Origin of the sequence: Streptomyces sp. NPDC001599 (genome assembly GCF_042893535.1) — a bacterium.
In the GTDB taxonomy this organism is placed as follows: domain Bacteria; phylum Actinomycetota; class Actinomycetes; order Streptomycetales; family Streptomycetaceae; genus Streptomyces.
Map to the genome: position 1 here is coordinate 187,002 of NZ_JBIAVA010000006.1, position 24,219 is coordinate 211,220.

The window sequence follows — 24,219 nt, forward strand, 5'->3', positions numbered from 1 at the left end:
CCGGGGCATCTTCACCGCACCCGACCTTGTACGGCCGCATTTCCTGCACGACCCAGCTTGACCCGAACGCGGTGCCGGGGAGGATCCGGTTCACCGCCTGAGTCCTGGAGAAGGCGAGGACTTGAGCATGGGATCCACCACCGGCGTGGGCCATCACGATCTGATCAGGCGGAGCGCGACCGCAGCTCCGGCCCCGGCGACTGTTGTGCCGGCATCGCTCAGCTGATCATCGGCGCCGCACCGCGGCTCCGAGACAACGGCGACAACGCCGCACACCCGGACAGAACCAATCGATCAGTGAGGATGCAAAGATGACCATTCGTGCCGGCTCTCTTGACAGGCGGACGCTCCTGCGCGGCGCCATCGCCACCGCGGCGATGGGCTCGTTCGCGATGGCCTGCAGCTCTCCCTCCAGCGAGGACGGCGACGGCGACGGCGGCCCGAAGGGCGAGAAGAGCGCCAACAACCCGTTCGGTGCCGCCGCGAACTCCTCGGTCGAAGCGGCCATCTTCGACGGCGGCTACGGCACCGACTACGTCGACTACACCAACCAGGTGCTCGGCAGCCAGGTCAAGGGACTCAAGGTCCAGGTCAAGCCGGTCGTCGACATCGCCCCCCAGCTCCAGCCCCGCTTCGTCGGCGGCAACCCGCCGGACCTCATCGACAACTCCGGTGAGGACCAGATCGGCTTCCTCGGCATCCTCGACCAGCTGGAGGAGCTCGACGACCTCTTCGAGGCCAACACCTACGAGGGCAAGAAGATCGCCGACATCGTCTACCCCGGCGTCAAGGACCCCGGAACGTACAACGGCAAGTTCGTCGCGCTCCGGTACGTGATGACGGTGTACGGCGTCTGGTACTCGAAGACGCTCTTCGAGGAGAACGGCTGGACCCCGCCGAAGACCTGGGACGAGGCGCTCGACCTCGGCCAGAAGGCGAAGAAGAAGGGCAAGTACCTCTTCGTCCACGGCAAGGAAGCCGCGACCTACTACCAGACGATGCTGTTCGCCTCGGCGATCAAGGAGGGCGGCGACGAGGTCCGGCTCGCTCTCGGCAATCTCGAGAAGAACGCCTGGTCGCATCCGGCCATCCAGGGCGTCCTCAAGGTCATGGAGACCATGATCAAGGAGAAGATGTTCGTCCCCGGCGGCTCCGGCACCCAATTCCAGAAGGCACAGGCGATCTGGAGCAACGACCAGAAGGCGCTGCTCTACCCGTCCGGTGGCTGGATCGAGAACGAGATGGCCAAGGCCACCAAGAAGGACTTCCAGATGACCGGCTTCCCGGAGATGACGCTCACGGACAAGCCGAAGCTGCCCTACGAGTCGCTCCACGCCGCGGCGGGCGAGCCGTTCATCGTGCCCAAGCAGGGCAAGAACCCGGCGGGCGGCAAGGAAGTGCTGCGGGCGATGCTGTCCGAGAAGGCGGCCGCCAACTTCTCCAAGACGAAGCTGGCCCCGACGGTGGTCAAGGGCACCGTGCCCGCCGACGGCTTCGGATCGGCCGCCCTCGTCTCCCAGACGACGATGCTCGAGGCCGCGGGCGACAACATCTACGACATGAGGCGGTTCGTCGAGGCCTACGGCATGAACACCGACCAGTTGGTGCCGTGGAACTCGTTCCTCTCCGGTGACCTCGACCGCAAGGGCCTCACTTCGGCCCTGCAGAAGATCTCCGACAAGGTCCGGGACGACGACTCCATCGACAAGATCAAGATCAGCTAGTACAGGGATGAAAGACAACACCACCACCTCCGACGCCGCGAGCCGCCGGCCCGAGCCGGCCGCTCGCGGCGGGCGGCCACGGCGCCGCAGGCTCACGTTCGACCGGGTGACGTTCTTCCTCGCGTTCCTCGGTGTCCCGCTGGCCATCTTCGTGATCTTCGTTCTGATCCCGTTCGGCCAGGCGATCTTCTGGGCGATGACCGACTGGCGCGGCTTCAGCCCGGACTACAACTTCGTCGGCTTCGACAACTTCACCAAGATGTTCCAGGACGACATCTTCCTGAAGGCCTTGCGCAACGTCGCACTCCTCGCGGCCTTCGTGCCGCTGGTGACGCTGACGCTGGCCCTCGGGGTCGCCGTCGCCATCACCCTGGGCGGGCCCAGCAAGGGTCCCGTCCGAGGGATCCGGGGAGCGTCGTTCTACCGGATCATCTCGTTCTTCCCCTACGTCGTGCCGGCGATCATCGTCGGTCTGATCTGGGCGCAGATGTACGACCCGAACGCCGGCCTGCTCAACGGCGTCCTCACCGGCCTCGGCCTCGACCAGTTCGACGCGTTCGCGTGGCTGGGCGAGAAGGCGGCCGCGATGCCGGCCGTGATGTTCGTCATCATCTGGGGGCTCGTCGGCTTCTACGCGGTGCTCTTCATCGCCGCGATCAAGGGCGTTCCCGGCGAGCTGTACGAGGCGGCGAAGATCGACGGGGCCGGCCGGCTGCGCACCACGATCTCGATCACCCTGCCGGCGATCCGGGACAGCGTGCAGACGGCGTACATCTACCTGGGCATCGCCGCCCTCGACGCGTTCGTCTACGTCCAGGCGATGGTGCCGAACGGCGGCCCGGACAACTCGACCCTGACGATCAGCCAGCGTCTGTTCAACGTCGCTTTCGCCAAGCAGCAGTTTGGCTACGCCACCGCGATGGGCGTCGTCCTCGCCGCCGTCACCCTGGTGTTCGCGGCGCTGGTGTTCCTCGTCAACCGCCTCACGGGCGGCGGCGAGGGCGAGAGCAAGAGGAAAGCACCTGGGTCCCGGGCTCGGCGTGCCGCAGCCAAGGGAGGTGCCCGGTGAGCGTCATCACCGCCGACCGCAAGCCGGCCAGTGACCGGAAACCGGCGAGCGACCGCAAGCTGACGAGGGCCGCCGCGAGCAGCGACCGCAGATTCGCGGCGATCTCGCACGCCCTGCTGATCCTGTGGTCCGTGATCGTGATCGTGCCCATGCTGTGGGTCCTGGTGTCGTCGTTCAAATCGACCGGCGAGATCCTTTCGTCGCCGTTCTCGCTGCCGGATCACTGGCGCTTCGAGAACTACGCGAACGCGTGGACCGACGCGAACATCGGAAAGTACTTCCTGAATTCCGTGATCGTCGTGGTCTCGGCGCTGATCCTGGTGATGCTGCTCGGCGCGATGTGCGCCTACGTTCTCGCCCGGTTCGAGTTCCCCGGACGCCGGCTGATCTACTACGTGATGCTCGCCGGCCTGACTTTCCCGGTTTTCCTGGCGATCGTTCCGCTCTTCTTCCAGTTGCAGAACTTCGGGCTGCTGAACACACGTCCCGGACTGATCCTCACCTATGTCGCGTTCGCGCTGCCGTTCACGATGTTCTTCCTCTATTCGTTCTTCCGGTCGCTGCCGCACGACGTGTACGAGGCCGCGCTGATCGACGGTGCCGGGGACTGGCGGGCGTTCTTCCAGGTGATGCTGCCGATGGCCCGCCCGGGCATGGCGGCGGTGGCGATCTTCAACTTCCTGGGCCTGTGGAACCAGTTCCTGCTGCCGGTGGCGCTCAACACCGACCAGGACAAGTGGGTCCTCACCCAAGGCATGGCCGCCTACGCGTCCTCGCAGGTCTACGACATCGACTACGGTGCGCTGTTCGCGGCGATCGTGGTCACGGTGGTGCCCGTACTGCTCGTGTACTGCGTCTTCCAGCGGCGGATCGCCGGTTCGGTGTCGCAGGGCACCTTCCGCTGACGCCCACGGCCGCTTCACCCGTCGTACGCAGGGGTCCGTCCCCGGAGAGGCAGCTCTCCGGGGACGGACCCCTGCGGCGTACCACCGGCAGCCGACCGTGGGAACGGCGTGGAACCGATTTCTTTCAAGGGCTTGACGCCACTGGGCGATCCAGCGGAGTTTGGGGTTCATAACTTGTACAAGGTCCGCATCGCACCGGGTGACGCGGACCCAGGGGATGAGGGTGAGAGTCAATGGAGACTCCCGGGTCGCAGTCTTCGCTGCACCGAGCCAACCTGGAACGCGTCGTACGGGCGGTACGGCTCGCCGGTTCGCTCACGCAGGCGGAGATCGCGAGGACGACGGGACTGTCCGCGGCCACGGTCTCGAACATCGTCCGGGAACTGAAGGACGGCGGGACCGTCGAGGTCACGCCCACCTCCGCGGGCGGCCGCCGGGCCCGCAGCGTCTCGCTGAGCGGGGACGCCGGCATCGTCATCGGCGTGGACTTCGGCCACACCCACCTGCGGGTCGCCGTCGGCAACCTGGCCCATCAGGTGCTCGCCGAGGAGTCCGAGCCGCTGGACGTCGACGCCTCCTCGGACCAGGGCTTCGACCGGGCGGAACAGCTGGTCAGCCGGCTGATCGCGGCCACCGGCGTGGACCGCGCCAAGATCGCCGGGGTGGGCCTGGGCGTGCCGGGCCCGATCGACGTGGAGTCCGGGACGCTGGGCTCGACCGCCATCCTGCCCGGCTGGGGCGGCACCCGGCCCGCCGAGGAGCTGCGGGGGCGGCTCGGCGTGCCGGTGCACGTGGACAACGACGCCAACCTGGGCGCCCTGGGCGAGCTGGTCTGGGGCAGTGGCCGGGGGGTGCGGGACCTGGCGTACATCAAGGTCGCCAGCGGTGTCGGCGCCGGGCTGGTGATCAACGGGAAGATCTATCGCGGACCCGGCGGCACAGCGGGCGAAATCGGTCATATCACCCTGGATGAGGCCGGGCCCGTCTGCCGGTGCGGAAACCGGGGTTGCCTGGAGACCTTCGCGGCAGCACGCTATGTGCTTCCGCTCCTCCAGCCCAGCCACGGCACCGATCTGACGATGGAGGGCGTCGTGCGGCTGGCGCGGGACGGTGACCCCGGTTGCCGTCGGGTGATCGCCGACGTCGGCCGCCACATCGGCAGTGGAGTCGCCAACCTCTGCAACCTGCTCAACCCGAGCCGCGTCGTCCTCGGCGGCGATCTCGCCGAGGCCGGCGAGCTGGTGCTCGGGCCGATAAGAGAGTCCGTCGGGCGTTACGCCATCCCCAGCGCGGCGCGGCAGCTCTCGGTGCTTCCCGGGGCCCTTGGCGGCCGTGCGGAGGTGCTCGGAGCCCTCGCCCTCGCCCTTAGCGAGATGGGCGATTCGACACTCTTGGACGGGTCTGCGACCGGCGCTCTGCCGGCGGCCACGCCTGCCTTCACTTAGAGCACGGATGGCACCGTTGTCATCTCGTTAAGGATTTACTTCTTGACGTCGCACGTGTGGCCGAGTTGACTTCCAGCCACCTCGGCCGCAACGACGCGGCCTCGTCAGGGAGGTTTGTGAAGTGAACACGCGTATGCGTCGTGCCGCCGTTGCCGTTGCCACCACCGCGATGGCCGTCTCGCTCGCCGCCTGTGGCAGCGCCAAGGAGTCCGACGGCGGCAGCGACTCGTCCGACTCGGCGGCGAAGAAGGGCGACGACATCACGGTCGGCCTGCTCCTTCCGGAGAACCAGACCGCTCGGTACGAGAAGTTCGACAAGCCCATGATCGAGAAGAAGGTCAAGGAGCTCACGAACAACAAGGGCAAGGTCGTCTACAACAACGCCAAGCAGGACGCCAGCCTGCAGAACCAGCAGGTCGAGACGATGATCACCAACAAGGTGGACGTGCTCATCGTCGACGCGGTGGACTACAAGGCCATCGCGGGCTCGGTGAAGAAGGCCCACGACGCCGGCATCAAGGTCGTCGCCTTCGACCGCCTGGCCGAGGGCCCGATCGACGCCTACACCTCGTTCGACAACGTCACGGTCGGCAAGACGCAGGGCGAGGCGCTCCTGAAGGCGCTGGGCGACAAGGCCAAGGACAGCCAGATCGTCATGATGAACGGCTCCTCCACGGACCCGAACGCCGCCCAGTTCAAGGAGGGCGCCCATTCCGTCCTCGACGGCAAGGTGAAGATCGGCCGCGAGTACGACACCAAGGAGTGGAAGCCGGAGAACGCCAACGCCAACATGGACGCCGCGATCTCCGCGCTCGGCAAGGACAACATCGACGGCGTCTACTCCGCCAACGACGGCATGGCGGGCGGCTCCATCACCGCCCTGAAGCGCGCCGGCATCACCAACATCCCGGTCACCGGCCAGGACGCCGAGCTCGCGGGTGTGCAGCGCATCGTCACCGGCGAGCAGTACATGAGCGTCTTCAAGTCCTACCCCAAGGAGGCCGAGACCGCGGCCGAGATGGCCGTCGCGCTGGCCAAGGGCGAGTCGCTCGACTCCATCGCCAACGACAAGGTCGACAGCGCCACCACCAAGGGCGTCCCCGCGGTCATCGTCCCGGTCGTCTCGCTGACCAAGGACAACATCAAGGAGACCGTCATCAAGGACGGCTTCTACACGATCGACGAGATCTGCACGGACAAGTACAAGGCCGCCTGCGACAAGATCGGCCTCAAGTAAGCGGACCCGCGTCCCGAGCCGGCTGAGCCGCCCGGGACCGGCCGCCCCAGCTCCTCCGGCGCCCCGCACCCATCAGCCCCGCAAGCTACGCGGGGCGCCGGACGGAACACCCCCCAATACTTCTGCACAACCTCCCGCCGGGTCAGGCGGCGAAGGAGATGGTTCACGTGTCCGCTACGCCCGTGCTGGCGTTGCGCGGGGTCTCCAAGCGATTCGGTGCCGTCCAGGCGCTCACCGACGTAGAGCTTGAGGTCCACGCCGGTGAGGTGGTCGCCCTGGTGGGCGACAACGGCGCCGGAAAGTCCACGCTGGTCAAGACGATCGCCGGCGTCCACCCCATCGATGAGGGCGCCATCGAGTGGGACGGCAAGTCCGTCTCGATCAACAGGCCGCACGACGCCCAGAACCTCGGCATCGCGACCGTCTACCAGGACCTCGCGCTGTGCGACAACATCGACGTCGTCGGCAACCTCTACCTGGGCCGGGAGATCCGCAGGCGCGGCGTCCTGGACGAGGTGGAGATGGAGCGCCGCTCCCGCGAGCTCCTCGACACGCTGTCCATCCGCATCCCGAGCGTGCGCATCCCGATCGCCTCGCTCTCCGGCGGTCAGCGCCAGGTGGTGGCGATCGCCCGGTCCATGCTCGGCGAGCCCAAGCTGGTCATCCTCGACGAGCCCACCGCCGCCCTCGGTGTCGAGCAGACCGCGCAGGTCCTCGACCTCGTGGAGCGGCTGCGCGAGCGCGGCCACGCCGTCATCCTCATCAGCCACAACATGGCCGACGTCAAGGCGGTCGCCGACAAGGTCGCCGTCCTGCGCCTCGGGCGCAACAACGGTGTCTTCGAGGTCAAGTCGACCTCGCAGGAAGAGATCATCTCCGCCATCACGGGCGCCACGGAGAACGCCGTGACCCGTCGTGCGGCGCGCACCAATGGGGAGATCAAGAAGTGAGCATCGACAAGACCTCCACCCCCGCCGAGGACCACGCGGTGGAGAACCCCGCCGCGGCCTCCGGCGCGGCCACCGCGGTAGACCCGCGGCTGCTGGTGCGCGAGCAGGGCTTCGCGGGCTACCTCGCCGAGTTCAAGCGGAAGATGAAGGCCGGTGACCTCGGGTCCATACCGGTCGTCGTCGGTCTGCTGATCATCTGGGCCATCTTCACCAGCCTGAACTCCAACTTCCTCACCGCCGGCAACATCTCCGACATGTCGGTGGCCATGGTCGGCACCGGCATGATCGCCGTCGGTATCGTCTTCGTCCTGCTGCTCGGCGAGATCGACCTGTCGGTCGGCTCGGTCAGCGGTGTGGCGGGCGCCACCTTCGCGGTGCTCAGCGTCACGCACGGGATGAACGAGTGGCTCGCCCTGCTGCTCTCCGTCCTCACCGGCACCGTGGCCGGTGCCATCCACGGCTTCGTCTTCGCCCGCATCGGCGTGCCGGCCTTCGCCGTGACGCTGGCCGGACTGCTGTTCTGGCAGGGCTTCATGCTGCAGATCCTGGGCAGCAACGGCACGATCAACCTCGACTCCGAGGGCATCGTCGTCAAGATGACCAGCTACTACTTCAGCGACGTGGCCGCCGCCTACGGCCTGGCGGTCGTCGTGACCGCGGGGTACTTCCTCAGCGCGTTCTTCGACAGCCGGCGCCGCGAGGCGGCCGGAGTGCCCTCCCGGCCGCTGAACGAGATCATCGTGCGCACGGTGCTGCTGGCGATCCTGGCGTTCGTCGTGGCGATCGTCTTCAACCAGTACAAGGGCCTGCCGCTGGCCGTGGTGATCTTCCTGGCGTTCCTGCTGCTCACGGACTTCGTCCTGCGCCGCACCGCCTACGGTCGCAAGATCTTCGCCCTCGGTGGCAGCGTCGAGGCGTCCCGCCGCGCCGGCATCAACGTGGAGCTGATCCGGATCTCGGTCTTCGCGATCGCGGGTGGCTTCGCCGCGATCGGCGGCCTCTTCGTGGCCTCGAAGATCGCCGCCGCCAACCAGGGCGCGGGCACCGGTGAGTTCCTGATGAACGTCATCGCCGCGGCCGTGATCGGCGGCACGTCCCTCTTCGGCGGCCGCGGCCGCACCTGGGACGCGCTGCTCGGTGTGATGGTCATCGTCTCGATCCAGTACGGCCTCGCCCTGGAGGGCATCGCCTCGCCGGTCCAGTACATGATCACCGGTGGTGTGCTGCTGGCGACGGTCGTCATCGACGCGATCACCCGCAAGACGCAGAAGACGGCCGGCCGCGCGTAGCAAGCCGCCGCACGGCCGACGACGGTCCGCCCGCCCGCCCAGCTGAGCCCTGGGCCGGCGGGCGGACCGCTGTGTCGTGTCAGTACGCCCCGCTCACCTCAGCAGGCGCCGAGGTCCTGCCAGACGCCCCACTGGCCGGTGGTCCCGGGCTCCTCGCCGGTCGTCCACCACTTGGCCTTCCAGGTGTGCCCCTCGTGGGAGACCTGCTGCCCGCCGGTGTAGACCGCGCCCGAGTTCCACGGGGCGGCCGTGCACTGGCTGCCGTTGCCGCCGGTGACGGTCAGCGCGTACGTGGTGCTGTGGCTGCCGGACGGGGTGGTGCCGGTGACCGTGACGGAGTACGTGCCCGAGACGGCCTGGTCGGTGGTGGCGAGGGTCAGCGTCGACTGTCCGCCCGCCGTGACCGAGGCGGGGCTGAAGGACGCGGTGACACCAGCCGGTACCCCGCTCGCGCCGAGCCGCACCGTCTCTGCCTGGCCCGACTTCACCGCGGTCCTCACGGTGGTGGTGGCCGAGGCGCCCGCGGTCACCGTGCCGGAGGCCGGGCCCGCGGAGAGGGAGAAGTCGTTCTCCGGGGCGGTGCTGCCGCTGGTGAAGGGCGCGAAGATGTGCGAGAAGTCCCAGGTGTTCTGCTGGATGCCGGAGCAGTTGTCGGCCGCGCCGCCGCCCGCGCAGCTCCCGTTGTCCCGCTGGAGCGCCCAGAAGGAGAGCGTGTTGATGCTCTGGTCCAGGGCCCAGTCGTAGACGGTGCGCGCGTTGTCCAGGGTGAAGGTCTCCGCCGGTCCGAAGTCGTCGACGCCGATCATCTCGATGACGCCGATCATGTGCCACAGCTCGGCCGAGGACTTGTCCGGGTAGAGCCGGGCCAGCACGTCGTGCAGCCCCTGGGTCGCCGTCTGGGTGTCCCGGGCCATGTCGTGGGGCTGGTTGTCGTAGTAGTCGAACGTCATGAGGTTCACGACGTCGACCTTGGTGCCGTTCGCCACGGCGTTCTCGAGCAGGGCGACGCCGTTGCTCGCCAGACCGCGGGTGGTGGTGGGCAGGGTGTAGGAGATCTCGATGTCGCGACCGTTGTCGGCGGCCCAGTCCTGGACCAGCTTGATGGCCTTGTTGCGGCGGTCGATGCCCGCGGTGTTGTCCAGCGCGTCGATCTCGATGTCCATGTCGAGCCGGGAGACGTCGTAGGTCGTGATGACCTTCTCGTAGGCCGCGGCGATCTGCTGGACGTCGGTGCAGCTGTCGGCGATCTCGGTGCCGGTGGTGTCGGCCGTGTAGCCGCCGAACGAGGGGATGACGTCGCCCCCGTTCGCCTGGATGGTGTCGAAGTCGGCGCCGAAGGTCGACTGCGCGATCGGCATCGACGTGTCGCCGTTCCAGTACGGCGTGCAGGACCCCGGGGTCGCCGTCTGGAGGAAGGCCATGGTCAGGTGCTTGGCACCCGACTGGGCGGCCAGCGCGGCCGGGCTCTCGCCGGTCCAGGCCTCGAAGTACGGCGCGAAGACCCGGTCCGGCAGCGGGGTCGCCGCCTGGGCCGCGCCGGTGCCGGACAGGGCGAGGCCCACCGCGGCCACGGTGGTGGCGGCCGCGGTGAGGGCCGCCCGGATGGAACGCATGCGTCTCATGTCAGTCCCGGTGTGTGTGGGGTGGAACGTCGATTCCCGTGCTGTGCTGGGGTGTTGCCGGGTACGGGGATATCGCCGGAGCGACGGGGGACGCAATGGTCTGGACCAGAATGGGACTAGACCAATTCGCGGGGCCGGGCGCCCCCCGGCCTGCACACCGTGCGCCCCGCGGACTGGACCACTCGGGTAAAGGTGTCCCCAAGCCGGACCCCGCCGCTCGCGATGACGCCGAGCCGCCCGCGAGGACGCCGAGCCGGCCGGGAAGACGCAGAGCCGGCCGGGAAGACGTAGAACGGCCCGCCCGTGGGTAAGGCCGAACGCGTGACGTACGACGCACCGCCCGGACACGTTCCGCCGGAGCGGAACATTAGACTCGACGAGCCCGGCAACAGCTCTACTGCAAGGAGGCACGGGTGCCGCTGCTGACCCGCATCACGGGACCGCGCGATCTGGACCGGCTCAGCCTGGAAGAGCTGACTCAGCTGGCCGAGGAGATCCGTACCTTCCTCGTCGACGCCGTCTCCAAGACCGGCGGCCACCTCGGCCCCAACCTCGGCGTGGTGGAACTCACCCTCGCCCTGCACCGGGTCTTCGAATCGCCGAAGGACAAGGTGCTCTGGGACACGGGCCACCAGTCCTACGTGCACAAACTGCTCACCGGCCGCCAGGACTTCTCGAAGCTGAAGATGAAGGGCGGCCTGTCCGGCTACCCCTCGCAGGCCGAGTCCGAGCACGACGTCATCGAGAACAGCCACGCCTCCACGGTCCTCGGCTGGGCCGACGGCATCGCGAAGGCCAACCAGGTGCTGGAGCGCGACGACCACGTCGTCGCCGTCATCGGCGACGGAGCCCTCACCGGCGGCATGGCCTGGGAGGCGCTGAACAACATCGCCGCCGCCAAGGACCGCCCGCTCGTCATCGTCGTCAACGACAACGAGCGCTCCTACGCGCCCACCATCGGCGGCCTCGCCAACCACCTGGCGACCCTGCGCACCACCGACGGCTACGAGCGCTTCCTGGCCCGCACCAAGGAGGTCCTGGAGCGCACCCCGGTCGTCGGCCGCCCGCTCTACGACACCCTGCACGGCGCCAAGAAGGGCCTGAAGGACTTCATCGCCCCCCAGGGCATGTTCGAGGACCTCGGCCTCAAGTACGTCGGCCCGATCGACGGCCACGACCTGGAGGCCCTGGAGTCCGCCCTCACCCGGGCCAAGCGCTTCGGCGGCCCGGTGATCGTGCACTGCCTCACCGAGAAGGGCCGCGGCTACCAGCCCGCCCTCCAGGACGAGGCCGACCGCTTCCACGCCGTCGGCAAGATCCACCCCGACACCGGCCTGCCCATCTCCACCTCCGGCGCCGACTGGACGTCCGTCTTCGGCGACGAGATGCTCAAGCTCGGCAAGGAACGCGACGACGTCGTCGCCATCACGGCCGCGATGCTCCAGCCGGTCGGCCTCGACAAGTTCGCCAAGGCCTTCCCCGACCGCGTCTACGACGTCGGCATCGCCGAGCAGCACGGCGCGGTCTCCGCGGCCGGCCTCGCGCACGGCGGCGTCCACCCGGTCTTCGCCGTGTACGCCACCTTCCTCAACCGCGCCTTCGACCAGGTGCTGATGGACGTCGCCCTGCACAAGTGCGGCGTGACCTTCGTGCTGGACCGGGCCGGTGTCACCGGCACCGACGGCGCCTCCCACAACGGCATGTGGGACATGTCGATCCTCCAGGTCGTCCCCGGCCTCAGGCTCGCCGCCCCGCGCGACGCCGACCAGGTCCGCGCCCAGCTGCGCGAGGCCGTCGCGGTGGACGACGCGCCCACCGTGGTCCGCTTCTCCAAGGGCGCCGTCGGCCCCGCCGTACCCGCCGTCGGCCGGGTCGGCGGCATGGACGTGCTGCGCGCCCCCGGCACCGACACGCCCGACGTGCTCCTGGTCTCGGTCGGCGCCCTCGCGCCGATGTGCCTGGAGATCGCCGACCTGCTGAACAAGCAGGGCATCTCCACCACCGTGGTCGACCCGCGCTGGGTCAAGCCCGTCGACGAGGCCATGGCCCCGCTCGCCGACCGGCACCGCGTCGTCGTCACCGTCGAGGACAACTCCCGCGTCGGCGGTGTCGGCTCCGCCGTCTCCCAGGCCCTGCGCGACGCCGGCGTCGACGTACCGCTGCGCGACTTCGGCATCCCGCCGCGCTTCCTCGACCACGCCTCGCGCGCCGAGGTGCTGGCCGAGATCGGGCTCACCGCGCCCGACATCGCGCGCCAGGTGACCGGTCTGGTCGCCAAGCTCGACGGCAAGTACGACCGCGCGGGCGCCGAGGTGGACCAGGTGGAGGCCGCGCGCGACTGACACCGCGCACGCGGGAGCTGAGCAACTCCACAACTCCGCACTGGGCCGGATGGGCCGGTTCCACCACTCGTTGCAGTGGCGGAACCGGCCCATCCGCGTGAAATCGCCCACGCCGGGGCATACGCAGTACGCCCCCTCTCGATCATGTCGAGGACGACAAGCGTGGGAGGTCCCCGTGAGCAACACCCTCTTCAGGACCAAGAAGATCGAGCAGTCCATCCGTGACACGGAGGAACCCGAGCACGCGCTCAAGAAATCCCTGTCGGCGCTGGACCTGACCGTCTTCGGTATCGGCGTCGTCATCGGCACCGGCATCTTCGTACTGACCGGCACCGTCGCCAAGGACAACGCCGGACCCGCCACGGCCCTGGCGTTCGTCGTCGCCGGAGTCGTCTGCGCGCTCGCCGCGCTGTGCTACGCCGAGTTCGCCTCCACCGTGCCGGTGGCCGGCTCCGCGTACACCTTCTCCTACGCCTCGCTGGGCGAACTGCCCGCCTGGATCATCGGCTGGGACCTGGTCCTGGAGTTCGCGCTCGGCACGGCGGTGGTGGCCGTCGGCTGGTCGGGCTACATCCGCTCGCTGATGGACAACGCCGGCTGGCACATGCCGGCGGAGCTGGGCGGGCGCGACGGCGCGGAGGGCTTCGGCTTCGACATCCTCGCCGCGGCCCTGGTGCTGGTGCTCACCGCCATCCTCGTCCTCGGCATGAAGCTGTCGGCGCGGATCACCTCGCTCGTCGTCGCCATCAAGGTGGCGGTGGTCCTCATCGTGATCATCGCGGGCGCCTTCTTCGTCAAGAGCGCCAACTACGACCCCTTCATCCCGAAGTCGCAGCCCGTCGAGGCGGGCGGGGGACTGCACTCGCCCCTCATCCAGCTGATGTTCGGCTGGGCGCCGGCCAACTTCGGCGTGATGGGCATCTTCACGGCCGCCTCGGTCGTCTTCTTCGCCTTCATCGGCTTCGACATCGTCGCCACCGCCGCCGAGGAGACCAGGAACCCGCAGCGCGACATGCCCCGCGGCATCCTCGGCTCCCTGATCATCTGCACCATCCTCTACGTCGCGGTCTCGATCGTCGTCACCGGCATGCAGCACTACACCAAGCTCTCCGTGGACGCCCCGCTCGCCGACGCCTTCAAGGCCACGGGCCATCCCTTCTTCTCCGGAGTGATCAGCTTCGGCGCGGCCGTCGGCCTCACCACGGTCTGCATGATCCTGCTCCTCGGCCAGAGCCGGGTGTTCTTCGCGATGAGCCGCGACGGACTGCTGCCGCGCTTCTTTTCCCACGTCCACCCGAAGTTCCGCACCCCCTACCGGCCGACCATCCTGCTCGGCGTGGTCATCGCGATCGTCGCCGGTTTCACCAGCCTCAGCGAGCTGGCCGAACTGGTGAACATCGGCACGCTCTTCGCCTTCGTCGTCGTCGCGATCAGCGTGATCATCCTGCGCCGGACCCGGCCGGACCTGCCGCGCGCCTTCCGCACCCCGCTGGTCCCGCTGCTGCCCATCGTGTCCGTGGCCGCCTCGCTGTGGCTGATGCTGAACCTGCCCGCCGAGACCTGGGTCCGGTTCGCGATCTGGATGGCGATCGGCTTCGTCGTGTACTTCCTCTACGGCCGCACCCACAGCCGCCTGGCCCGCGGCGAGGAGTCACCGGCCGACCCGGCCGAACCGTCCGGCACGTAGCCCCACCGCTCCGTCGCGCCGGGGTCCCGGGGCGGTACGGGGCCGTGTCTCACCCGGGCCGCACCGTCCGGGGCCCCGCCACCTCCGCGCCCAGCGCGGTCACCCGGCGGCGCAGTTCGCGGTCGGCCGTCACCACCAGGACGGGGCGGTCGTCCGCCGCCCGCGCGACCAGGTCGACCATGTGGTCGTCCCCGCTGCCGGGCGCCGACTCCACCCGTACGCCGGGCACGGACTCCACCCCGCGGGCCGCGCCCTCGACGACGAGCACGATGTCCACCGGCCCGGCCCGCCCCGGCACCCCGTCCGCCGCCAGCCGGTCCCGCAGCCGCTCGGCGGCCCCGCGCCGGTCCCGCCACCAGCCGTCGGGCACCGAGCCGACGACGTTCGCGGCGTCGACGACGACGAGCGGGTTCGCGTTGTCCTCCATGCCGTCAGGGTCGCACGCCCCGCCCTCGCCGCCCCCTTTTCCCCCGCCGTCGGCGGCCGTACCCGCTCGTCACGGAGCGGGTTCTCCCGCTTAGAGTGAACCGGTGAACGGCGACTGGCTTCTCCTCGGCCGCGACGGCCGCCTCAGTGTGTACTTCCAGGCGGACGACGCCGCCCTGTGGCGTGCCGAGAGCACACCCGGCGGGCGCTGGGAGGCCCCGCGCCGGGCCGGCGGCGACAAGACCCTGCGTCCGGGCGGCCTCGCGGTCGGGCAGGGCGCGGACGGTTACGCCCATCTGGTCGCCTGGCAGCCCACCGGTGCCGACCGCTCCGGCCTCGCGCACACCACGCACTACCGGCCGCTGCTCGCGCCCCTGGACTGGCAGCCGACCGGCCACCCCAACAAGCAGGGCGACCGCACCGGATCTCCCACCGTCGCGGTCGACGCGCAGGGACGCGCCCACGTCTTCGTCCGCAACGGTGGCGGCGGCATGAGCATGGTGGCTCAGCGGGAGAAGGGCGGCTGGGCGCCGTGGCGGGACCTGACGGGCAGCCGCGTCCAGGAGTCGCCCGTGGCCGTGACGACCCAGACCGGCCTGGTCGAGCTGTACGCGCCCGTGGAGGGCGGGATCCTGCACTGGAGTCAGGAGGGGCCGGGCACCCGCATGGTGCTGGGGGAGCGCCTCCACGCCGCGGTCCGCCCGGGCACCCTGCGCGCCCTGGCGACCTCCGCCGAGCACACCACGGTCTTCTTCACCGACGACGACACCGGTGAGCTGCGCGCCTGGCGCCCCGGCGGGAAACCGGCACCCCTGGTACCCGCCGCCGGCCCCGGCCCCGTGTCCGCCGTCCGCACCGTCATAGACGGCTACGACTGCACCGTGGTCGCCCAGCGTGCGGCGGGCAGCGGCCGCGTCGCCTTCGCCGCGTACCCCTCGGAGACGGAGGAGGCCGGCGCGGCCTGGACCGAGTCGGGCCCCGCACTGCCGGCCGACGCGACCGTGGCCCTGGCCCTGGACGCCGACGGCCGGCTGGTGGCGGCGACCCTGTCCCCGTCGACCGGACAGCTGCTGCTGACCCGGCGGAAGGACGAGGCGGGGCTGGCGCTGGTGGCGTGGGGGGCGTTCTGAGCGGGCCGGCGGAACCGACGGGCCGGACCGAGGGACCGGAGCCGCCCTCGGTGCGTCAGGAAGTCTTGCCGCCCGCGGGGGACTTCTTCGCCGACTCCGGGATTTGTGTTGTTGTCCTTCCGCTGCCCGGATCTGCCCCCCCAGAAAAAGCGACCGGGATCGGCACATTGTATGACGTGAGCGTTTCTATAACGTCACATTGTCTCCACATGGTGATCGATCCGCGGTTTCCCTTTCGCGGGAGTCGGCGGCCCTGTGGAAAGGCCGGTGCCCGGCACACCGAATGGCGTGCCGGGCACCGGAAGACCTGTTCGCGTTACGCCGGAACCGACGCCACCCCGGCCTCCAGGAACCGCTTCCCGTTCACCCGCTCCGAGACGCCCTCGCGGTCCAGGTACGGCGTGATGCCGCCCAGGTGGAAGGGCCAGCCGGCGCCGGTGATCAGGCAGAGGTCGATGTCCTGGGCCTCGGCGACGACGCCCTCGTCGAGCATCAGGCCGATCTCCTGGGCCACCGCGTCGAGCACCCGGGCCCGCACCTGCTCCTCCGTCAGGACCGAGTCGCCCTGCTTGAGCAGTGCGGCGACCTCCGGGTCCAGCTCGGGCTTGCCGCTGTCGTAGACGTAGAAGCCGCGCTTGCCCGCCTCGACGACCGCCTTCAGGTTCGGGGAGACCGTGAAGCGCTCGGGGAACGCCCGGTTGAGGGTCTCCGAGACGTGCAGGCCGATGGCCGGGCCGACCAGCTCCAGGAGGACCAGGGGAGACATCGGCAGGCCGAGGGGCTCCACCGCCTTCTCCGCCACCGCGACCGGCGTGCCCTCGTCGATGACGTTCTGGATCTCGCCCATGAAGCGGGTCAGGATGCGGTTGACCACGAACGCCGGGGCGTCCTTGACCAGGACCGCGGTCTTCTTCAGCTTCTTGGCGACGCCGAACGCCGTGGCCAGCGAGGCCTCGTCGGTCTGCTCGCCGCGGACGATCTCCAGGAGCGGGAGGATCGCGACCGGGTTGAAGAAGTGGAAGCCGACGACCCGCTCGGGGTGCTTCAGCTTCGACGCCATCTCCGAGACGGAGAGGGAGGAGGTGTTCGTCGCCAGGATCGCGTGCGCCGGGGCGACCGCCTCGACCTCCGCGAAGACCTTCTGCTTGACGCCCATCTCCTCGAAGACGGCCTCGATGACGAAGTCGGCGTCCGCGAAGCCCTCGGCCTTGTCCAGGACGCCGGTCACCAGGGCCTTGAGGCGGTTCGCCTTGTCCTGGTTGATGCGGCCCTTGCCGAGCAGCTTGTCGATCTCGGCGTGGACGTAGCCCACACCCTTGTCGACGCGCTCCTGGTCGATGTCGGTCAGGACGACCGGGACCTCCAGGCGGCGCAGGAAGAGCAGCGCGAGCTGGGAGGCCATCAGGCCGGCGCCGACCACGCCCACCTTGGTGACCGGGCGGGCCAGCGACTTGTCCGGGGCGCCCGCGGGGCGCTTGCCGCGCTTCTGGACCAGGTTGAAGGCGTAGATGCCGGAGCGCAGCTCGCCGCCCATGATCAGGTCGGCGAGGGCCTGGTCCTCGGCGTCGTAGCCCTGCTGGAGGTCGCCGTTCTTGGCGGCGGCGATGATGTCCAGGGCGCGGTAGGCGGCCGGGGCGGCGCCGTGCACCTTGCCGTCGGCGATGAAGCGGCCCTTGGCGACGGCCTGGTCCCAGGCCTCGCCGCGGTCGATCAGCGGACGCTCGACGGTGATCTCGCCCTTGAGGACGGACGCCGTCCACAGCAGCGACTGCTCCAGGAAGTCCGCACCCTCGAAGATCGCGTCCGCGATGCCGAGTTCGTGGACCTGCGCGCCCTTGAGCTGCTTGTTCTGGTTGAGGCTGTTCTCGATGACGACCGAGACGGCCTTCTCGGCGCCGATCAGGTTCGGCAGCAGGGTGCAGCCGCCCCAGCCGGGGACCAGGCCGAGGAAGACCTCGGGAAGGGAGAACGCGGGGAGGGCCGCCGACACCGTGCGGTAGGTGCAGTGCAGGCCGATCTCGACGCCGCCGCCCATGGCCGCGCCGTTGTAGTACGCGAACGACGGCACCGCGAGGTTCGCCAGGCGCTTGAGGACGTCGTGGCCGCCCTTGCCGATGGCCAGCGCGTCCTCGTGCCGCTTCAGCAGCTCGACGCCCTTGAGGTCGGCGCCCACCGCGAAGATGAACGGCTTGCCGGTGACGCCGACGCCGACGATGTCGCCGTCCGCGGCCTCCTTCTCGACCTGGTCGAGCGCGGCGTCGATGTTCGCCAGCGACTGCGGGCCGAGCGTGGTCGGCTTGGTGTGGTCGTGGCCGTTGTCCAGGGTGACGAGCGCGAAGCGGCCGGCGCCCAGGGGGAGGTCGAAGTGGCGCACGTGGGCGCTGGTGACGACCTCGCCGGGGAACAGCTCGGCCGCACCCTTCAGCAGCTCTGCGGTGGTGCTCACTTGTCCCCCTCGAAGTGCGGGTTCTCCCAGATGACCGTCGCGCCCATGCCGAAGCCGACGCACATGGTGGTCAGGCCGTAGCGGACGTGCGGCTGCTCCTCGAACTGGCGGGCCAGCTGCGTCATCAGGCGGACGCCGGAGGAGGCCAGCGGGTGACCGAAGGCGATGGCGCCGCCGTACTGGTTGACGCGCGCGTCGTCGTCGGCGATGCCGTAGTGCTCCAGGAAGGCGAGGACCTGGACGGCGAAGGCCTCGTTGATCTCGAACAGGCCGATGTCGTCGATGGACAGGCCGGCCTGGGCCAGGGCCTTCTCCGTGGCCGGGATCGGGCCGTAGCCCATGACCTCCGGCTCCACGCCCGCGAACGAGTACGCGACCAGGCGCATCTTGACCGGCAGGTTGTTCTCGCGGGCGAAGTCCTCGCTCGCGATGAGGGAGGCGGTCGCGCCGTCGTTCAGACCGGCCGCGTTGCCCGCGGTGACCCGGCCGTGCACGCGGAACGGCGTCTTCAGGCCCGCCAGGTTCTCCAGCGTGGTGCCCGGACGCATCGGCTCGTCGGCGGTGACCAGGCCCCAGCCCGTCTCGCCCGCCTCTTCGTTGGTGCGGCGCACCGAGACCGGCACCAGGTCGGCCTGGATCTGGCCGTTGGCGTAGGCCTTGGCGGCCTTCTCCTGCGAGCGCACGGCGTACTCGTCCGCGCGCTGCTTGGTGATGCTCGGGTAGCGGTCGTGCAGGTTCTCGGCGGTCATGCCCATGAACAGGGCGGACTCGTCGACCAGCTTCTCGCTGACGAACCGCGGGTTCGGGTCCACGCCCTCGCCCATCGGGTGGCGGCCCATGTGCTCGACACCGCCCGCGATCGCGACGTCGTACGCGCCGAAGGCGACCGAGCCGGCCACCGAGGTGACGGCGGTCAGGGCGCCCGCGCACATGCGGTCGATGGAGTAGCCCGGGACCGAGGTGGGCAGGCCCGCCAGGATGCCGGCGGTGCGGCCGATGGTCAGGCCCTGGTCGCCGATCTGCGTGGTCGCGGCGACGGCGACCTCGTCGATCTTCTTGGGGTCGAGACCGGGGTTGCGGCGCAGCAGCTCCCGGATCGCCTTCACGACCAGGTCGTCGGCGCGGGTCTCGTGGTAGACGCCCTTCGGGCCCGCCTTGCCGAACGGGGTGCGGACGCCGTCGACGAAGACGACGTCCCTGACGGTACGAGGCACGATGGCTCTCCTCCAGGGTGCGGGATGGCACTGCTGCGGCACGCATGCACTGAGCGCGCGCTCAGCCCCCATGCTACTTATGAGTAACGTAGCTGCCCAGTCCCCCCGGCGGGAGCGGCGAAGGTCACACCGCCCGTCACACCACCGGAGCACCGACCGCCCGGTTTGCGTGCCCGGTCACTCATCCCGGGATGTGGCCAAAACCCGCCGTCGACGAGCCGTCGTCCCCGCTACGCCGCCTCCTGGCTCAGCGCCGCCACCAGCACCGGTGTCACCTGCTCCACCTGCCAGGGCCGGGCCCCGTGTCCGGCCAGCGCCGCGCCCACGGACTCGGCGTCGACGGTCGCGGGCGGCTCCCAGCAGACCCGGCGCACCGTGTCGGGCGTGATCAGGTTCTCCTGGGGCATGCTCAGCCGCTCGGCCAGCGCCGTCACCGCGGCGCGTGCGGCGGTCAGCCGGGCCGCGGCGGCCGGGTCCTTGTCGGCCCAGGCCCGCGGCGGCGGAGGGCCGGTCACCGGCTGGCCGGGCTGCGGCAGCTGCGACTCGGACAGCGCCCTGGCCCGGTCGACCGACAGCTGCCACTGCTCCAGCTGCCGGCGGTTCACCCTGCCGAACCCGTTCAGCGCGGCCAGCGCGTGCGCGTTGGGCGGCAGCGCGAGCGCGGCCTCGACGATCGCCGCGTCCCCGAGCACCTTGCCGGGGGAGACGTCCCGGCGCTGCGCGATCCGGTCCCGGGCCTGCCACAGCTCCCGCACCACGGCGAGCTGGCGGCGCCTGCGCACCTTGTGCATGCCGGACGTACGGCGCCACGGGTCCTTGCGCGGCTCGGGCGGCGGGGCCGACGCGATCGCGTCGAACTCCTGCCGGGCCCACTCCAGCTTGCCCTGGCGGTCCAGCTCCTTCTCCAGGGCGTCCCGCAGGTCGACCAGCAGCTCGACGTCGAGCGCGGCGTAGCGCAGCCAGGGCTCGGGCAGCGGGCGCGTCGACCAGTCGACGGCCGAGTGGCCCTTCTCCAGGACGAAGCCCAGGACGTTCTCCACCATCGCGCCGAGGCCGACGCGCGGGAAGCCGGCGAGCCGCCCGGCCAGCTCGGTGTCGAAGATGCGGGTGGGCACCATCCCTATTTCCCGCAGGCACGGCAGGTCCTGGGTGGCCGCGTGCAGCACCCACTCCGCGTCGGCGATCGCCGCGCCGAGACCCGAGAGGTCGGGACAGGCCACCGGGTCGATCAGAGCCGTCCCCGCGCCCGCACGGCGCAGCTGCACCAGATACGCGCGCTGGCCGTAGCGGTAGCCGGAGGCGCGCTCGGCGTCGACGGCGACGGGGCCGCTCCCGGCGGCGAAGGCGGCGGTCACCTCGGCGAGGGCGTCCGCGTCGGCGATCACCGGCGGAATGCCCTCGCGTGGTTCCAGCAAGGGGATCGGCGCCTGACTCACAGAAGATCCGGCGTCGTCCGGAGGGGCGCCTCCGGTGGTTCGCAGTGGACGGTCTGCTGCGGTTTCGTGGGCGTCGGTCACCTGTCAAGGGTATCGGTGGATCGACGGAGCCCGCCGACGGAACGTTCCGTCGGCGGGCTCCGGGGGGTCGTAAACCAGTCAGGTCAGTGAAAGACGGGCTTCACGGGAGGTCGTCGGGGGAGTGGGAAGTTCGGAGCGGGAGCAGGGAGCAGGGAGCAGGGAGCGGTGAGCGGGGATCGGAGCGGTCAGTGGATGATGCCCGTGCGCAGGGCCACCGCGACCATCCCGGCGCGGTCGCCCGTGCCGAGCTTGCGGGCGATGCGGGCCAGGTGGCTCTTGACGGTCAGGGCGGACAGGCCCATCGAGACGCCGATCGCCTTGTTCGACTGACCCTCCGCGACCAGCCGCAGCACCTCGACCTCGCGGCCGGAGAGCTCGCGGTAGCCGCCCGGGTGGCTCGGGGCGCCCGGGGGGCGGCGGTGCAGACGGGCGGCGGCGGCGCCGATGGGGGCGGCGCCCGGCCGGGTGGGGAGCCCGACGTTGGTACGGGTGCCGGTGACGACGTAGCCCTTGACGCCGCCGGCGAGGGCGTTGCGCACGGCGCCGATGTCGTCGGCGGCGGACAGGGCGAGCCCGTTGGGCCAGCCCGCGGCGCGGGTCTCGGACAGCAGGGTCAGTCCGGAGCCGTCGGGGAGGTGGACGTCGGCGACGCAGATGTCGCGGGGGTTGCCGATGCGGGGACGAGCCTCCGCGACGGACGAGGCCTCGATGACGTCGCGCACACCGAGCGCCCACAGGTGGCGGGTGACGGTGGAACGGACGCGCGGGTCGGCCACGACCACCATGGCGGTCGGCTTGTTCGGGCGGTAGGCGACCAGGCTTGCAGGCTGCTCGAGGAGAACGGACACCAGGCCTCCTGGGGTGCGGGGACGGAGCCGGCTCATGGGGGTGAAGCCGGGACGAACCGTGCTTTCAAGGTCACAGTCGTCTTCGGCACCGAACGCGCCCGCCTTTAGAGAATGATCACGATCTGGTGAGTAACAATCCGAGCAATTCGGACACACTGTCGATCATTCGAAGATCGAACGGTTTCGCACTTTGTCGATACAAGGCCGAAAGTGGCCGTGTCGACAAAGTGACGGAACCTCCTCCGGACGTGCGGATCCCCCGCCCCGGAAGATGAACGACAGCTGGTGAAGGGTCAGCGCGACTGCGGGCCGCGCCGCTGCGGCAGCGTCACGACCGAGGCGTCGCCCGGCGCCGCCGGTGGCAGACCCGCGACCTGGGCCAGCAGGTCGCACCACGAGGAGAGGTGCGCCGCGGTGTCCGGGACCCCGCCAAGACCCTCGCGCGGCGTCCAGGACGCCCGGATCTCGATCTGCGAGGCGGACGGGCGCGCCGAAAGGCCTCCGAAGTAGTGGGAACTCGCACGCGTGACCGTGCCGCTGGGCTCCCCGTACGTCAGCCCGCGGGCCTGGAGCGCGCCGGTCAGCCAGGACCAGCACACCTCCGGCAGCAGCGGATCCGCCGCCATCTCCGGTTCCAGCTCCGCCCGCACCAGCGTCACCAGCCGGAAGGTCCCGTGCCAGGCGTCGTGCCCGGCCGGGTCGTGCAGCAGCACCAGCCGCCCGTCCGCCAGGTCCTCGTCCCCGTCCACGACCGCGGCCTCGAGCGCGTAGGCGTGCGGGGCGAGCCGCTGCGGCGCGCGGGTCGCCTCCACCTCGATCTGGGGCCGCAGCCGCGCGGCCCGCAGCGCCTCCACGGCGGCCGTGAAGGCCGGCGGTGCCGTACTCCCGTTGCCCCCGCCGCTTCCGTTGCTTCCGTTGTGACTCCCCTTGTGCCGGGCCTCTTCCTCGGTCCCCTTCGCCTCGTCCATTCCGCCAGCGCCGTCCGACAGTCGTCCCTGAGCCGCAGCCATGCGGGGAACATTAAGCGGAACGGCGGCCCGGCGCAGGGAGGGACACCCGCGTGCGGACGCGATGTCCGGATCACGCGGTCTCGCGGGGGCGCGCGGGAGGCGTCCCACCCGTGGTCCGGTGCCGTTCCGGGGGCATGCGAGACTTGCCGGTGTGAGTGCCAACCAGAGCCCCGCGGGCCAGCCGCCGACCGCCACGTACGACTCCGCGTTCCTCAGGGCGTGCAGGCGCGAGCCGGTGCCGCACACCCCGGTGTGGTTCATGCGGCAGGCCGGGCGCTCACTGCCGGAGTACCTGAAGGTGCGCGAGGGCGTGCCGATGCTCGAATCCTGCACGCGGCCGGAGCTCGTCGCCGAGATCACTCTCCAGCCGGTGCGCCGGCACGGGGTGGACGCGGCGATCTACTACAGCGACATCGTGGTCCCGCTCAAGGCCATCGGCATCGACCTCGACATCAAGCCAGGCGTCGGCCCGGTCATCGCGAACCCGATCCGCAGCCGCGCGGACCTGGCACAGCTGCGCGACCTCACCCCCGAGGACGTCACCTACGTCACCGAGGCCTTCGGCCTGCTCACCCGCGAGCTGGGCGCCACCCCGCTGATCGGCTTCGCGGGGGCGCCGTTCACCCTCGCGAGCTACCTCGTGGAGGGCGGCCCGTCCCGCAACCACGAGCACACCAAGGCGCTCATGTACGGCGACCCGCAGCTGTGGGCCGACCTCCTGGACCGCCTCGCCGGCATCACGGCCGCCTTCCTCAAGGTGCAGATCGACGCGGGCGCGAGCGCCGTCCAGCTCTTCGACTCCTGGGTGGGCGCGCTCTCCCCCGCGGACTACCGCCGTTCGGTGCTGCCCGCCTCCCGCAAGGTCTTCGAGGCCGTCTCCGGGTACGGCGTGCCGCGCATCCACTTCGGCGTCGGCACCGGCGAGCTGCTGGGTCTGCTCGGCGAGGCCGGCGCGGACGTCGTCGGCGTCGACTGGCGCGTCCCGCTGGACGAGGCGGCCCGCCGCGTCGGCCCGGGCAAGGCGCTCCAGGGCAACCTGGACCCGGCCGTCCTCTTCGCCGGGCGGGAGGCGGTCGAGACCCAGACCCGCGAGATCCTGGACGTGGCGGCGGGCCTGGAGGGTCACGTCTTCAACCTCGGCCACGGCGTCCTGCCGACCACCGACCCGGACGCGCTGACCCGCCTCGTGGAGTACGTCCACACGCAGACCGCGCGCTGACGCACCCTCGGGACAGTGCCGGCTCGCACGCGTCGCGCCCGGGCCTGCGGGCGGGCGGTCCGCCACCACGGGTGACCGCGAGCACGGCGGGTGAGGCGGGCGACCGCGGGACGTGATCACGCCCTCGGTCTCCTCGCCT

General features: G+C 70.3%; 18 protein-coding genes. 11 read left to right on the top strand and 7 right to left on the bottom strand.

The features are described from left to right. Positions 1-311 precede the first annotated feature (311 nt). The 7 genes from ngcE (at position 312) to ACFYZ3_RS17850 (ending at position 8,619) form a co-directional block, all read left to right on the top strand. Positions 312-1,724, top strand: coding sequence for an N-acetylglucosamine/diacetylchitobiose ABC transporter substrate-binding protein (gene ngcE / locus ACFYZ3_RS17820; RefSeq protein ID WP_388518239.1), 1,413 nt, complete (start codon positions 312-314; stop codon positions 1,722-1,724). 7 nt (positions 1,725-1,731) lie between these two features. Continuing rightward, positions 1,732-2,793: a sugar ABC transporter permease gene (locus ACFYZ3_RS17825; RefSeq protein ID WP_361006751.1), complete on the top strand. Its 1,062-nt coding sequence runs from the start codon at positions 1,732-1,734 to the stop codon at positions 2,791-2,793. Further along, on the top strand, positions 2,790-3,698 hold the full coding sequence (locus ACFYZ3_RS17830; RefSeq protein ID WP_388518243.1) for a carbohydrate ABC transporter permease: 909 nt from the start codon (positions 2,790-2,792) through the stop codon (positions 3,696-3,698). Before ACFYZ3_RS17825 ends, ACFYZ3_RS17830 begins: the two co-directional genes overlap by 4 nt. A gap of 233 nt (positions 3,699-3,931) precedes the next feature. Next, positions 3,932-5,143 (top strand): ROK family transcriptional regulator, encoded by a 1,212-nt coding sequence (locus ACFYZ3_RS17835; protein WP_362025632.1) that lies wholly within the window; start codon positions 3,932-3,934, stop codon positions 5,141-5,143. A gap of 133 nt (positions 5,144-5,276) precedes the next feature. Further along, a complete protein-coding gene (locus ACFYZ3_RS17840) occupies positions 5,277-6,380 on the top strand; it encodes a sugar ABC transporter substrate-binding protein (protein WP_388518751.1) in 1,104 nt (367 codons plus the stop codon). A 158-nt stretch (positions 6,381-6,538) separates the two neighbouring features. Continuing rightward, on the top strand, positions 6,539-7,330 hold the full coding sequence (locus ACFYZ3_RS17845) for an ATP-binding cassette domain-containing protein (RefSeq protein ID WP_388518246.1): 792 nt from the start codon (positions 6,539-6,541) through the stop codon (positions 7,328-7,330). Continuing rightward, on the top strand, positions 7,327-8,619 hold the full coding sequence (locus ACFYZ3_RS17850; RefSeq protein ID WP_388518249.1) for a sugar ABC transporter permease: 1,293 nt from the start codon (positions 7,327-7,329) through the stop codon (positions 8,617-8,619). The genes ACFYZ3_RS17845 and ACFYZ3_RS17850 overlap by 4 nt, the downstream gene beginning before the upstream one ends. Positions 8,620-8,717: 98 nt before the next feature. Here ACFYZ3_RS17850 and ACFYZ3_RS17855 read toward each other — a convergent pair whose 3' ends face one another. After that, positions 8,718-10,241 (bottom strand): glycosyl hydrolase family 18 protein, encoded by a 1,524-nt coding sequence (locus tag ACFYZ3_RS17855; protein ID WP_388518252.1) that lies wholly within the window; start codon positions 10,239-10,241, stop codon positions 8,718-8,720. A 413-nt stretch (positions 10,242-10,654) separates the two neighbouring features. Between ACFYZ3_RS17855 and dxs the strand changes: the two genes are divergently transcribed. Together dxs and ACFYZ3_RS17865 are read left to right on the top strand one after the other, a co-directional pair. After that, positions 10,655-12,583, top strand: coding sequence for a 1-deoxy-D-xylulose-5-phosphate synthase (dxs, locus tag ACFYZ3_RS17860; RefSeq protein ID WP_388518255.1), 1,929 nt, complete (start codon positions 10,655-10,657; stop codon positions 12,581-12,583). Between the two features lie 175 nt (positions 12,584-12,758). Then, the gene (locus ACFYZ3_RS17865; RefSeq protein ID WP_388518258.1) at positions 12,759-14,270 is read left to right on the top strand and encodes an amino acid permease; all 1,512 of its coding nucleotides are present in this window, start codon (positions 12,759-12,761) and stop codon (positions 14,268-14,270) included. Between the two features lie 49 nt (positions 14,271-14,319). Here the strand turns inward: ACFYZ3_RS17865 and ACFYZ3_RS17870 are convergent, their stop codons facing one another. Continuing rightward, positions 14,320-14,697 carry an NTP pyrophosphohydrolase gene (locus ACFYZ3_RS17870; RefSeq protein ID WP_388518261.1) on the bottom strand — a complete coding sequence of 126 codons (378 nt, stop codon included), beginning with the start codon at positions 14,695-14,697 and terminating at the stop codon, positions 14,320-14,322. A 103-nt stretch (positions 14,698-14,800) separates the two neighbouring features. Here ACFYZ3_RS17870 and ACFYZ3_RS17875 point away from each other — a divergent pair, with 103 nt between their 5' ends. Then, entirely contained in the window at positions 14,801-15,826 is a 1,026-nt protein-coding gene (locus ACFYZ3_RS17875) for a hypothetical protein (RefSeq protein WP_388518264.1), read from the top strand. A gap of 316 nt (positions 15,827-16,142) precedes the next feature. Here the strand turns inward: ACFYZ3_RS17875 and ACFYZ3_RS17880 are convergent, their stop codons facing one another. From ACFYZ3_RS17880 to ACFYZ3_RS17900, 5 genes are all read right to left on the bottom strand, one after another. Beyond that, the gene (locus tag ACFYZ3_RS17880) at positions 16,143-18,272 is read right to left on the bottom strand and encodes a 3-hydroxyacyl-CoA dehydrogenase NAD-binding domain-containing protein (RefSeq protein ID WP_388518266.1); all 2,130 of its coding nucleotides are present in this window, start codon (positions 18,270-18,272) and stop codon (positions 16,143-16,145) included. Continuing rightward, positions 18,269-19,486: an acetyl-CoA C-acyltransferase gene (locus ACFYZ3_RS17885; RefSeq protein ID WP_007445303.1), complete on the bottom strand. Its 1,218-nt coding sequence runs from the start codon at positions 19,484-19,486 to the stop codon at positions 18,269-18,271. Before ACFYZ3_RS17885 ends, ACFYZ3_RS17880 begins: the two co-directional genes overlap by 4 nt. Positions 19,487-19,716: 230 nt before the next feature. Beyond that, positions 19,717-21,003, bottom strand: a complete 1,287-nt coding sequence (locus tag ACFYZ3_RS17890; protein WP_388518268.1) for an HRDC domain-containing protein — start codon at positions 21,001-21,003, stop codon at positions 19,717-19,719. A 185-nt stretch (positions 21,004-21,188) separates the two neighbouring features. Further along, on the bottom strand, positions 21,189-21,851 hold the full coding sequence (locus tag ACFYZ3_RS17895; RefSeq protein WP_003972894.1) for a response regulator transcription factor: 663 nt from the start codon (positions 21,849-21,851) through the stop codon (positions 21,189-21,191). A gap of 293 nt (positions 21,852-22,144) precedes the next feature. Beyond that, on the bottom strand, positions 22,145-22,861 hold the full coding sequence (locus ACFYZ3_RS17900; protein ID WP_388518271.1) for a DUF3000 domain-containing protein: 717 nt from the start codon (positions 22,859-22,861) through the stop codon (positions 22,145-22,147). 151 nt (positions 22,862-23,012) lie between these two features. On the opposite strand from ACFYZ3_RS17900, the gene hemE reads away from it, so the two are divergent. Continuing rightward, positions 23,013-24,080 carry a uroporphyrinogen decarboxylase gene (hemE, locus tag ACFYZ3_RS17905; protein WP_388518274.1) on the top strand — a complete coding sequence of 356 codons (1,068 nt, stop codon included), beginning with the start codon at positions 23,013-23,015 and terminating at the stop codon, positions 24,078-24,080. Positions 24,081-24,219: the final 139 nt, after the last annotated feature.